The organism is Picosynechococcus sp. PCC 7117 (assembly GCF_001693275.1).
In the GTDB taxonomy this organism is placed as follows: Bacteria; Cyanobacteriota; Cyanobacteriia; order Cyanobacteriales; family MRBY01; genus MRBY01.
In genome coordinates this window covers 2,861,903-2,874,106 of record NZ_CP016477.1, presented here as the reverse complement: position 1 = coordinate 2,874,106, position 12,204 = coordinate 2,861,903, and the positions used below count along the sequence as shown (strand labels likewise).

Below are 12,204 nucleotides of genomic sequence, written 5' to 3'. Positions count from 1 at the left end.
ACTTACTTGACCCAACGCGATCAGCTCTCCATTTTTGATGCCGATATTTATGTCCGTAAGGCGATCGCCAAGAATCGCCAAAATGAAAAACAATCAGCATATCGGTTTTTTCTTGGATGAATTGCTGGAACAGGCAGCGGTGCTCATTGGTAAGCAACTGCGACTTGAGTTAAATGATCTGCAAGCTATCTGTGATTATGGTATTTGCCTCTTGGCCGCTATTCTGTAGCCAAAGTCTGCGGTAATATTCTGGTAGATTTGGGTTGTGATGCTGCAGGTGCGGTGTAACTCCTAGTTAGCAACCACCAGGACAACAAACGGAGAATAAAATGATGGCATGGCTCACGTCAATTCCTGCAATACTCGGAGCATTGGCCTGGATTCCGCACCTAATTTCGGTGATTATCAAGATACTAGAAAAGCCACGTCTTGAAGTTCTATCAGATAACTGGGCAGAAATTGGGTTCACTGAACTAGGCCCAATCTTCAATCCCAAATTAGCATTCTACGCAAAGAATAGTTCCGTGCTAATTACACGAATCACTTCAAGAGTCACGCATGAATCAGGCCGCGAGACTTTGTTCGAATGGCAGTTCATAGTCGATAGAGATGGCACTGATGACGCGATAGGCTTGAATGTAACGAGGGATGAAATGACGGTTGCACTGATTCGAATGCAATCACCTGACTTAATTGAAAAAGCCGAAAAGGTAAATCGTGCATATCAGGAACATTTAAACCACCAAACGAGGACTGGTCAAATGAATCTTGATGATTTCCTTAAGGCTAAGACAACAATTGATCGCATAGATTTCAGGAAAAACAATCCTCTATTCGAGGCGGGAAAGTATACAGTAGTGTTTGAGGTAGAAACGCGTCATGCAGCAATAATTGAATCGGAGCTCGTTGAGTTCGAGGTTTCCCAGGACCAGGTCAATAACCTCGCAAAAAACAAGGATAATTTTGAATTGCTGGAAAAAACCGGCATACTGAAAGAAAAATATGATAAGTCGCAGGGATGGCCCCAGTGGTCTTGGGAAAAAGTTAAGATCAAAAAGGCTGCTAACAATGCGGTAAACCAGACGCGCTGACTCACGCTGGTTACCTTTGACTTTATAGTCCTGACAGAAAATGAAAATATCTGAAATATTCAAGGACGAACCCCAACAATGGGGATTGCGGGGTGATCCATATCTTTGGCATGAATTGAAGGAAAGACTGGATAACGTTGATATGCCAGACACACCCGAACAACTCAAAAGCATCCTTAAGAAGGAATACGAAGTAGCGACAGGTCACCCCATCAATCATAGAGAACATTTCACCGTCGAAAGATTTATGCATGGCGGCATGTCTAGCGGCGGGATAAGCCCTGAATTTTGGCATGACTGCGGGATTCCACTGTTAGTGAAACGTCATGTCGCACCATAAAGTGACAAAACCAAGAATCATCGGTCTGACAGGGGGAATAGCAACGGGAAAAAGTACCGTAACGACTTACCTGGCCCAACGTTACCAACTCCCCATTCTTGATGCCGATGTTTATGCCCGTGAGGCGATCGCCCCGCCCTCGGCAATATTGACGCAAATTTTTACCCGCTACGGGGCGGGAGTACAAAACGCCGATGGTTCCCTCAATCGCCAAGCTTTAGGGGACATTGTTTTTAACGATCCCGACGAAAAACTGTGGCTCGAAGCCCAGATTCATCCCTACGTGCGCCAGCGATTCCGTGAAGCCTTAGCAACCATTCAGGAGACACAGGCCACGGTGATTTGCGCGATCCCACTGCTGTTTGAGGCGCAGTTAACGGATTTTGTTACGGAAATTTGGGTGGTTGCCTGTACTTCTGAGCAGCAGTTGGCGAGGCTCCAGCAGCGTAACCAGTTAAGCATTGCCCAGGCCCAAGCGCGGATCGCCAGCCAGATGCCCCTCGCCGAAAAAATCCAGCGGGCTGATGTGGTGCTTGATAATTCTTTGGATCTTGCAACACTCCATCACCAAGTTGATCGAGCCCTTAAAAGAGGTTGCTAGAATGAGCGGTGAAATCATCATTTTAAGGTAGCTGCGATGACCATTTGGGTAAATGAACAAATTGATCCGACGGGCATTCTTCAAGCTTGTATCGCTTGTCAAAATGAAGAAGCCGCGAAGGATTGCCATGAGCAATGGAAACAAAAACTCGCCACGGATAAAACCACCATCGGCTGGGAAGCAAAGATCCGCACCGTTGATTCTTGGGATGATGTGCCCGTCAATGCCCTGAAGCTCAGTTTTTAAAATGTATTTCAAAGGCGATCGCCTTTGAATTTTCCGTGACAAATTTTTCGTTGTAACCCGCCCCGAAAAGCCATGAGCCCAAAACGACGGATGCGCTGGAGTTGGTGGAAGGACGCACCGCGCAATGTCAGTGAAAATGAATATGCCAAATTTGAATTCCTCGTGCTGGGGGCGATCGCCAGTGGTGGTTTAGCGGTGATCTCTTTGTTGATGGGGCTAACGGGCCAAGCTCTCAAAACATCCCAGGAACTTGCCCAGGTGGAGTCGCTTTCGGTACAGGCCGCCAGTGAAGCAACGACGAATCGCGATCTCATTAAGCTCGAAGGCTATCTTGTGGCGGACAATCCCCCAACGCTGCCCGATGATCCCGCCCTACAGATCATTCAGGGCAAAATTGAACTGGTCGCCCGCAATGGCCCCAGCACTGCCGAAGACACAATTCAAAAGGTGCTGTTTACTTGGGAAGCCGCCGTTGAGCAGGTTTTTTTGAGTGATGGGGAGACCAGCATTCCCTTGGCGATCGCCCTGGAGCAATTTCCCCTCCCGGCGGCGCAACCAGAGCCTGACCAGCGTCCCAAGATCGAACGCACCGGAGAATCGGCCCGCTTAAGTAAACCCAAAGCCATTACCTATGCCGATCAAACCTTCCCTCTCACCGCCGCAGATTGGGGCAGACTTGATTACATTACGACGGATTTAGATCGTCGCGTCCTGCCCCACGGCCAAACAGTCACGGTGGTGGCGGCCCTGCGGGATCAACAATTGGTTGATCCACTGGGAGGTCGCTTAAAAATTGCCCTCGGCACCGAAGCAGACATTCGCCGCACTGGGGAACGCTTTGGTCGGCTGCTGACAGTGATTTGGCTGCCCTTGGCGATCGCCAGTTACCTCTGTGGCAAAAAAGCAGCCCAGCTCAACCGAGACTTTCTCGAACGCTCCCAGCAATAACCCAAGCCATCGGTCAATCCTGAGAAAGTACGCTAAGTTGAATAGGAGCTGTTGTTTATCTTTCCCGACACATGGCAAACCAGAGCCCCCCGAATTTGGCGATCGCCTATGTCCATTTCTATGTAGACGATCTGGATTATTGGCAGACCTGGTTTCAAACAAAATTTCAACTCAACATCACCGCCCCCCAAGCAACATTTTCGTTTTTACCTCAAAACACCATCCAACTCAGTCGCCCAGAGTTAACCCTGATGCTCTCGGCGCCCCAAACCCCTGCCGATACCGTCGCCCAGTATTTAACCCATCATCCCTGTGGTGTTGCGGATGTTGCCTTTTATATTGACCAAAAAGCTTTTTTTCAGCCAAAAAATACCGATCAATCTGTTACTTTACTACGCAATAATGTCGGGTTTCAACACACCCTTATTTATCGAGATACAGTTCCTAGAACGAATACCCAAATCGATCATTTAGTGCTCAATGTACCAGTAGGAAAACTCCAAGAAACGGTGCAATGGTACGAAGATAAGTTTGGGTTTAACCGTCAGCAAACTTTTACGATCAAAACCAATTATTCCGGTCTCGCTTCCCAGGTTCTTTCCCATCCCAGCGGAATTCAACTACCCATTAATCAACCGGGAGACTGCTGTGAAAATCCGGAAACGGCACAGCGTTCCCAAATCCAAGAATTTATCGAGTTTAATCGTGGTGCTGGGATTCAACATATTGCCCTGAAATACAAAAACTTACCGGAGCAAATCGGGCACTTTCGCCGGACAAATATGGCATTTCTCGACGTTCCGGCCACCTATTACAAGAATCTCTGTGATCGCTATCCCCACCTAGAAACATTACCCCATTGGCCCCAAATTCAACAGGAAAAAATCCTCGTGGATGTGGTGCGATCGCCCAAGGAAATGCTCCTACAAATTTTCACCCAGCCTATTTTTAAAGAGCCGACATTTTTCTGGGAATTTATCGAACGCAAACAACAGGCCCAGGGCTTTGGCGAAGGGAATTTTCAAGCGTTATTTGAAGCCATTGAACAGGCCCAACGGCAACGGCTGGTTTCCCCCCGCCCCTAAATGTCCGGCAAATAGAACTAAGCCGCTTCGGGATGTTCGATAATGCCGCCCCCCAGCACCCGATCGCCGTCATAGAGCACAGCCGCTTGGCCAGGGGTAATGCCAAATTGGGGTTCTTCGAAAACGAGTCTAAGGCGATCGCCTTCTAGCGGAATCACTGTCACAGGCACCGCACCACTGCGATAACGCACCTGCACCTCTGCGCGGATGGGGCTTGTAATGCCTGGGAGCGCCAACCAATTCATGCGCTGTACCGTACATTCAGACCGACCAGCGCGATCGCGGGTACTCACCACCACCCGATTCATCACATTATCTAGCTTCACCACATAGAGGGGTTCCGGGGCGGCAATGCCCAAGCCCTTTCGTTGGCCGATGGTGTAATGATGGATGCCTGTATGGTGCCCCAGCACTTTCCCGTCGAGATCGACGATTTCTCCTTCCCGCTGTTCGATGTATTTATCTAAAAAGGTTTTCATCGAACCATGGGCTTCAATGAGGCAGAGGTCTTGGCTTTCTGGTTTTTTCGCCGTCGAAAGCTGCATTTCCGCTGCAATTTGCCGGGTTTCGCCCTTGGTCATTTCCCCCAAAGGAAACAGCGTCCCCGCCAGCATTTCCTGGGTGAGATCATAGAGAAAATAGGATTGATCCTTATGGCGATCCACCGCCCGCAACAGTTCATAGCGTCCGGTTTGGTCGTTGTAACGAATTCTGGCATAGTGGCCCGTCGCAATCTGATCAATGCCCAGCTCTGCCTTGGCCCATTGCAACATTGGCCCAAATTTCACCATCCGATTGCACTGTGAGCAGGGTAAAGGTGTCACTCCCGCTTCATACCCAGACACAACATAATCAACAATGTATTTCTGAAACAAATCACGGCTATCCACGATGTGGTGGGGAATGCCCAATTGCTCACAAATATCTGCCGCATCGACCATCCCCTCCGAGCAACATTGACCTTTGCCTTTCATCAGCCAGAGGGTCACCCCTTCGACGGTATAGCCCTGGCGATGGAGAATCCCTGCGGTGACGGAACTGTCTACGCCCCCTGATAACCCAACTGCAACTTTACCCATGGCCTTATCTGATCTCAATATCTTTTTTGGTGAATTGCCTACAACTAGATAAATGCACTGCCTGATGTACCTAGCGATTTACCATTGTACTGGTATCCCCTCGCTGCTGGGCTGTGTCGCTCCCTAAGGATGTGCTGAACTTGTTGATCACTTAGGGGATGACTTCCGTGGTGACTGGTTTTTGGGCTGACCCTGTCACAACCAATTGATTTTGTTTGAATTTACCCACGGCGCGATCGCCATTGAGTTTGACCCGGGGGTTAGTCTGTTCATAAACCACATTGCCCACGGCCACCACTTCTTCGGCGGTGAGATTCCAATCCACTTGGTTGGCCTTGAGGGAGGTGGGGGGATCTTCGCTCGTTCCCCTGACCGCACCGCTCAATTGTGCCTGTTGGGTCTTGAGATTGTAGCGTCCTTGGTTGCCTCGAAATTGGACTCGTTCGGCGGTTTGGGTGAGTTGTACAGAATCTTGGCCTGTAATGATACCCGCTTGGATATCCCAGGTGGCGGCTCCGCTGGCAAACTGAATCTCTGGGTCAAGGCTATTTAACAAGACATTGCCACTGACAATAATTTTCTGGGCTTTGAGTTGGGCTTCACCTTGATCTGCCCGGAGGCGATCGGTGATCGTTTCTGCGGTGTAACGCTGGACAGTGAGGCCCTCGGCGGCGGTAATTTTATCTTCAGCCACGAGCCAATTGAGCTTGCTGCCTTGGAGTTGCAAGGGGGGCTCCACAATGACCACTTCGACGGTATCGGCGAGTTCTAAATCCTGGCGGTCGATGAAATATTTGCCCTGTTTGGCGCTGAGTGTGCCGTTGGGATATTTGGCTTGGAGACCCGTGGTGATCTGGAGGATGAAATTGGCGGGTTCCCACTCGGCTTTCTCGGTTTCAAAGACGGCCCCCTGACGATTATCTGTGACTAAAACCCCTGATTCGAGGATAATGCGATCGCCATCGTTAATCACCTGGCCCTTGTTCGCTTGGAGACTGAGGATCACTTCCCCATCTTGGTAGAGGTTCCCCACGAGCTTGGTGAGGGTGGCGGCTTTGCGGTCTTGGCTATAGATGGCTTCTTCGGCCTGGATTTTCCAGAGAATATTTCCCTCGGCATCGGATTGTTCGAGGAGGGCATCTTCGACAATGAGGCGATTTTCAGAATTTTGGCTTTGGGGTTCTGTTTCCGCCGCTGGCGGGCTATTGCGACAGGCCGTTATTCCCCCAAGATTCCCCATCAGGAGTAGTGCTAAGGCGAAGATTTTTGGCGATCGCCCCCATTTCCATCGACACAAACGCACCATCACATTTACTTACTCATGACTGGGTAACTCAATTGTGCCACCACCACGATCTTCCATCAGCCTCGGTTCCGAAAACTGGCCCCGATGGAGCTTTTGGATATCCGTCTGGATTTGCTCTAGGTCAATGTAACGGTCTGCCACATTAATCAAACTATCGCTAGTCATCGATCGCAGGCTAACCACCTCAACCCGTGCTCCCCGATAGCTGACCGCATCCACCGCATAGGCCAGATCCCCGTCACCACTGACGAGCACCGCCGTATCATAGGAGCCCACGAGGGCCATCATATCCACTGCAATTTCCACGTCCAAATTGGCTTTTTTCGAACCATCCGGCAGTTGCACCAAATCCTTGGCGATGACCCGATAACCATTGCGGCGCATCCACAACAAAAAGCCTTGCTGTTTTTCGTTAGCCCGGTCAACCCCTGTATAGAAAAAAGACCGCAGTAGCCGTGACCCGCCCGTTAAACGATAAAGAAGTTTGCTGTAGTCGATTTCGATGCCTAATTGCAGCGCTGCATAGAATAGATTAGAACCATCGATAAAGATCGCAACACGACCTCGATTTTCAAGTACCTGTTCAGGCGAGAAAACCGGATCGCTACCAAAGTGATCCAGCATTGTGATTATGCCTCTTGAGATTTTATTAAAACGAAAATATTTATGAAACAGTTTTTATAAAAAAATAGATGCCCCATTGTAAAAAAGGGAAACCCAATAACTAAGCTTACTGAGAAAGCTGGAACTTCGTCAAAACTTTTATCATTCCCTCGGTTTTGGGGCTGCGCTTAAGCAGAGGCTTCAGGGACTTCAAGGCGGGCAAAGATAGGCTGGGCTTTCGTTAGGGTTCGTTCAGACCAAGGCAGACCCCAGCGGCTATGGCTGGCAAAGGGAGCCAGATTAACAAGGTCTTCAGGGCGATTGAAGTCGCCAGGGAAACCTAATTGACGATAAATTTGATTGCTGAGATTGGGGATCACTGGAGACAGTAAATAGGCCGCCAGACGCACTGACTCTAGGATCGTCAAGAGAATCTCTTCGACTTGGGCTTGTTCTCCCGCTTTAAATAAGGCCCAGGGGGCGCGGTCATCGATGTATTTGTTGCTGGCTTGGATGAGTGCTAATACCTGCTGACAGGCGGCAGTAAAGTTGAGGTTGTCGTAGGCGGCACAGGTGCGATCGCCAAGGGTTTCCCCCAGGGCTTTGAGGGGGTGGTCGGCGGCAATGGCAGCCAGATCTAGGGACGGAATTTCGCTTTTGCAGTATTTTTTCAGCATGCCTAGGGTGCGGTTTAGCAAATTCCCCAGGTCATTGGCCAGGTCAGCATTGACCACATTCACGAAGCGAGTTTCGTTAAAATCACCATCTTTCCCCAGTTCCACTTCTTTGAGGAAGTAGTAACGCAGGGCATCGGCACCATATTGATTGACCAAGGCGATGGGGTCGATGGTATTGCCGAGGCTTTTACCCATCTTGAGGCCATTTTTGGTGAGAAAGCCGTGGCCAAATACTTTATCAGGCAGGGGCAGGTTTGCCGACATGAGCATCGCTGGCCAGTAGACCGCATGGAAGCGCAGAATATCTTTACCAATTAAATGAAGGTTGATGGGCCACCATTTTTTTAGGGCATTTTCGAGGCTGACTTCCTCCCCGTCTTCTAGCAGAGCCGTAACATAACCCAACAGCGCATCAAACCAAACATAGATCGTGTGGTTCTCGTCGGTGGGTACCGGGAAACCCCAGTCGAGATTGACGCGGGAAATTGAAAAATCCTGCAATCCCTGTTTCACAAAGTTGATCACTTCGTTGCGACGGCTGGCGGGCTGGATGAAGTCGGGATTTTCCTGGTAGAGGGTTTCGAGTTGGACTTGATATTTAGACAGACGGAAAAAGTAGTTTTCTTCGTCCCGCCACTCGGCCTGTTTGTTGGTGTGGATCGCGCAGTGGTGGTCTTCGATCAGGTCTTTTTCTTCTTTAAATTCTTCGCAGGCGACGCAATACCAGCCCTGTTGTTGGGCGAGGTAGATATCGCCGTTGTCCCAGACCCGCTGGAAAAATTCGGCGACAATTTTCGCGTGGTTAGGGGCGGTGGTGCGGCTAAAGCGGTCGTATTGGATGTTGTAGTGCTGCCAGAGATCCTTGAAGCTACCGATGATTTCGTCGCAGTGTACCTGGGGATCAACGCCTTTTTCCTGGGCGGTGCGCTGGATTTTTTGGCCATGTTCGTCGGTGCCTGTAATAAAGAGCACGTCATCCCCCTTAAGGCGATGGAAACGGGCGATCGCATCGGCCACCATCGTTGTGTAGGCACTGCCAATGTGGGGCACGTCATTGACGTAATAGAGGGGAGTTGTCAGGGCAAAACGAACGGGAGAAGTCATACAGGGGCGATCGCCTAGGAATAGATTCAATACAAACTTTTTGTCGCTACTGTGTCAAACCAAGGGCAAGACAGCAAGCACATTCGCCCTATTTTACAAGGTTCTCGCCCGGCTCCCAATGAAAATTTTTTTAGGCTTACCGCTCCCTAGAAATCTGTCGGGGCAACTTGCCGATAGATGTAACGAACAATCCAACTGGCAAGGAAGCCCAACAGCGCGTAGATCACAATCGCAATAAGGAGATTGACATCAAAAATATTCGTGCCCAGGGTTGCATCGGTGCGTTCTACCGGGCTGATAAACAGCGTTGAAAAGGGCGAGACAAAAGGCCCCGAAAGAGCATAGATAAATTTTGCAAAGGTATTTTCTGGGTTGGCGCCAGATAGCCGCAGGAAAAACCGCAAGACTAAGAGCACTTCCAGTAAACCCACGAGAATGTAAATGCTATTTTCGATGCGCCTAAACAAAACCCTTTTCCGAATCGCATCCGCTTTTTGCTGTTCTTGGCGCAGTTTCGCGACTTCATTCGCAGAGCCATCATCCTCAGGCTGAGGATTTGGGTTGGGGTACTGATTCATAGCTAGACTATCCCTGATCAAAATGTGTCACCCCATGATCTTAGCCACACAAAGGCGGGCTTAGATGTTAAGAAACATCAAGTCAGTCCCAGGAAAATCAAGAAAAATTTTGTGGAATTCAGAAGAGTTAGGACAGTTTCATCAATGCTGTAATGCACTGTCTGTCCCTAGCACTCATGGGGGAAATTAGGCCTTTCTACCGGCAGATTTTAAATATTCTGTGTTTACACCAGATTCCCGGACGAGGGCTAATTTTCCAGTCCGCGCCACTTCGATGATGCCGAATTTTTCGAGCATTTGAAGGATGGCGACCATTTTGCCGGGGTCACCCACCACCTGCACCGTCACGGTTCTGTCAGAAATATCGACGATCCGCGCCCGGAAAACCTGTACCAATTGCATCACTTCGGAGCGTTGGCTCGCATCGGCATTGACCTTGACCAACATCAGTTCCCGTTCCACACAGGGTTTGGCGGTGACATCGTCCACTTCCCGCACGTGGATGAGCTTGTCGAGTTGGGCAGAAACCTGTTCAATTTCTTTTTCGTCGCAGGGAACAACCATGGTAATCCGGGAAATACCCTCTTTTTCGGCGGGGCCAACGGCGAGGCTTTCGATGTTAAAACCACGACGGGCAAAGAGTCCGGCAATGCGGGTGAGGACTCCGGCTTCGTCTTCAACAAGAACTGAGAGGGTGTGTTTCATCATGGTCTGGGGATTGGGGCGGCGCTACGTACTAAAACCAAGGGGATATATTACTATAGCTCGCTGGCACCTTCTAGCCATTGGGAAAATAATTCATAGATGAGGGCCGGGGCTTCGTCGTGGGGGCAGTGGCCAAGGCTGGGCAAAATTTTTAGAGTGATCCGGGGATTAACGGCGGCAAGTTGGGGGGCGATCGCCACGGGGACAAAGCGATCCTGTTCACCCCAGAGCAGCAATATCGGACAAGGCATTTTCGCAAAAACCTCAGCCATGGGCGGCGCAAAACCTGGCTGACCAACGCGGCGACTCAGGGCAACAAATGCTTGAGCAGCATCTTGATCCAGGGTCGGGGCCTGCACAATTGCTAACAGTTCGGCATCAATGTTTGGCCAGGAAGGATAGGCTAATTTCAGCCAATTTTTCAGGACAAAGGGACGGCGCGCCACCCGAAAGATGAGTTTCAGGAGCCAGGGTTGCATGGCACTGCGCTCCAAACCATTGACAATCGGGCGCAGAGGTTTTGGGAGCATCGCTTGGCGTTGGGCGACATCCGGTACACTCATCAGGGCGATCGCCTCGACCTGATTTTTCGGATCTTGGCCCAGGTTGGCACAGACCAAAGAACCAAGGGAATTGCCCAACAAAATTACCGGACGCCGCACCACAAGGTTTAAAAAGTCGCTCAGTTGCGCTGTCCAGAGGGGGACGCCAAACTCTGCGCTGCCTTTCCGCGAACCCCCAAACCCTAATAAATCCAAAGCATACACATCGCGATCCTGGGCCAGCAAGGGCATTAAATGACGCCAATGCTCCAGGGCCGCCCCAAATCCATGGAGGAGGACAAGGGGTGATCGCCCCCTGTTTTCCGGAACCGTGCGCCAAAAACTGTAACGAATCTGCCAGCCCCGCCAAATCCAGCACCGTTGTGACCCGATCCGTTGTGACCAAGGTTGAAGCGCCATTGCAGCATTTATTCCCCTAGGGTGTTGGGCGATCGCCATAACTTAAATTGAGCATCCTCGCTTGAAAAATCATCACAAATTGTCCCTAAAATCTGCCCCAGGACGTAACGAAAAGTCCGCCAATGAGTAAAATGGGCATAGTTCTCAATTTTTTATTGACTGTAATAAACCTACCTACCAAATCGTAACAACATTCAACGCATAGCCTGTGAAAGATAAAAGACGCGTAAAACGTGACCTCCCGAAAATTAACGAAAGAATTCGTTTTCCAAATATCAGAGTCATCAGTGGAGACGGGGAACAACTTGGCATCATGACCCCCGCCGAGGCCCTGGCGATCGCCGAAGAAGAAGACCTCGATCTTGTCCTCGTCAGCGAAACCGCCAAGCCGCCAGTATGCCGGATTATGGACTACGGGAAGTACAAATTCGAGCAGGAAAAACGCGCCCGAGAAGCCAAAAAGAAACAGCACAATGCGGATCTCAAAGAGGTCAAAATGCGTTACAAAATTGAGGAACATGACTACCAAGTCCGGGTAAACAGTGCCCAGCGCTTTCTCAAATCAGGCGACAAAGTCAAAGCAACGATCACCTTCCGGGGCCGGGAGATCCAACACTCCAACCTCGCCCAAAAACTGCTAGATCGCATGGCCAAAGACCTCGAAGAAGTCGGTGAAATTCAACAGCGACCCAAACGAGAAGGGCGTAACATGATGATGATTCTCGCCCCGAAAAAATCTACCTAGGCGCGATTGAGGCGGCCAACATGAAAATGTAGCTATTTATCGCTGGGGAGTCAGTTGTGCTTGCGGGCAAAGGCTACTCCCCAATGTTGTTTCTATAACGTTAAAGCCAACCATGGCCCGTCGCTGCTCAAAAG

At 50.1% G+C, this 12,204-nt stretch carries 15 protein-coding genes; 8 read left to right on the top strand and 7 right to left on the bottom strand.

Annotated features, from left to right (window positions below):
* Positions 1–37 precede the first annotated feature (37 nt).
* From AWQ22_RS16790 to AWQ22_RS13660, 7 genes are all read left to right on the top strand, one after another.
* Positions 38–229 (top strand): hypothetical protein, encoded by a 192-nt coding sequence (locus tag AWQ22_RS16790; protein WP_198166501.1) that lies wholly within the window; start codon positions 38–40, stop codon positions 227–229.
* A gap of 100 nt (positions 230–329) precedes the next feature.
* A complete protein-coding gene (locus AWQ22_RS13685) occupies positions 330–1,091 on the top strand; it encodes a hypothetical protein (RefSeq protein WP_065711448.1) in 762 nt (253 codons plus the stop codon).
* A gap of 40 nt (positions 1,092–1,131) precedes the next feature.
* Entirely contained in the window at positions 1,132–1,431 is a 300-nt protein-coding gene (locus tag AWQ22_RS13680) for a hypothetical protein (protein ID WP_065711447.1), read from the top strand.
* A complete protein-coding gene (gene coaE, locus AWQ22_RS13675; RefSeq protein WP_065711446.1) occupies positions 1,418–2,032 on the top strand; it encodes a dephospho-CoA kinase in 615 nt (204 codons plus the stop codon). The genes AWQ22_RS13680 and coaE overlap by 14 nt, the downstream gene beginning before the upstream one ends.
* A 36-nt stretch (positions 2,033–2,068) precedes the next feature.
* Positions 2,069–2,278, top strand: a complete 210-nt coding sequence (locus AWQ22_RS13670) for a hypothetical protein (protein WP_012308307.1) — start codon at positions 2,069–2,071, stop codon at positions 2,276–2,278.
* A 72-nt stretch (positions 2,279–2,350) separates the two neighbouring features.
* The gene (locus AWQ22_RS13665) at positions 2,351–3,226 is read left to right on the top strand and encodes a hypothetical protein (protein WP_065711445.1); all 876 of its coding nucleotides are present in this window, start codon (positions 2,351–2,353) and stop codon (positions 3,224–3,226) included.
* A gap of 71 nt (positions 3,227–3,297) precedes the next feature.
* Positions 3,298–4,311 carry a VOC family protein gene (locus AWQ22_RS13660; RefSeq protein ID WP_065711444.1) on the top strand — a complete coding sequence of 338 codons (1,014 nt, stop codon included), beginning with the start codon at positions 3,298–3,300 and terminating at the stop codon, positions 4,309–4,311.
* Between the two features lie 17 nt (positions 4,312–4,328).
* On the opposite strand, the gene mnmA is transcribed toward AWQ22_RS13660, so the two are convergent.
* The 7 genes from mnmA to AWQ22_RS13625 all read right to left on the bottom strand — a co-directional run bounded on the left by mnmA (position 4,329) and on the right by AWQ22_RS13625 (position 11,325).
* Positions 4,329–5,390, bottom strand: a complete 1,062-nt coding sequence (gene mnmA, locus AWQ22_RS13655) for a tRNA 2-thiouridine(34) synthase MnmA (RefSeq protein ID WP_065711443.1) — start codon at positions 5,388–5,390, stop codon at positions 4,329–4,331.
* 151 nt (positions 5,391–5,541) lie between these two features.
* Positions 5,542–6,696, bottom strand: coding sequence for an LPS export ABC transporter periplasmic protein LptC (gene lptC / locus AWQ22_RS13650; RefSeq protein ID WP_232321393.1), 1,155 nt, complete (start codon positions 6,694–6,696; stop codon positions 5,542–5,544).
* Positions 6,697–6,705: 9 nt separating this feature from the next.
* Positions 6,706–7,320: an NYN domain-containing protein gene (locus AWQ22_RS13645; RefSeq protein ID WP_012308301.1), complete on the bottom strand. Its 615-nt coding sequence runs from the start codon at positions 7,318–7,320 to the stop codon at positions 6,706–6,708.
* 167 nt (positions 7,321–7,487) lie between these two features.
* Positions 7,488–9,080 (bottom strand): methionine--tRNA ligase, encoded by a 1,593-nt coding sequence (gene metG, locus AWQ22_RS13640; RefSeq protein ID WP_065711441.1) that lies wholly within the window; start codon positions 9,078–9,080, stop codon positions 7,488–7,490.
* A 146-nt stretch (positions 9,081–9,226) separates the two neighbouring features.
* Positions 9,227–9,658, bottom strand: coding sequence for a YggT family protein (locus tag AWQ22_RS13635; protein WP_065711440.1), 432 nt, complete (start codon positions 9,656–9,658; stop codon positions 9,227–9,229).
* Positions 9,659–9,844: 186 nt separating this feature from the next.
* A complete protein-coding gene (ilvN, locus tag AWQ22_RS13630; RefSeq protein ID WP_012308298.1) occupies positions 9,845–10,363 on the bottom strand; it encodes an acetolactate synthase small subunit in 519 nt (172 codons plus the stop codon).
* Between the two features lie 53 nt (positions 10,364–10,416).
* On the bottom strand, positions 10,417–11,325 hold the full coding sequence (locus AWQ22_RS13625; RefSeq protein ID WP_065711736.1) for an alpha/beta fold hydrolase: 909 nt from the start codon (positions 11,323–11,325) through the stop codon (positions 10,417–10,419).
* 208 nt (positions 11,326–11,533) lie between these two features.
* Here AWQ22_RS13625 and infC point away from each other — a divergent pair, with 208 nt between their 5' ends.
* Complete coding sequence (infC, locus tag AWQ22_RS13620; RefSeq protein WP_012308296.1) at positions 11,534–12,070, top strand: translation initiation factor IF-3; 537 nt, start codon at positions 11,534–11,536, stop codon at positions 12,068–12,070.
* Positions 12,071–12,204: the final 134 nt, after the last annotated feature.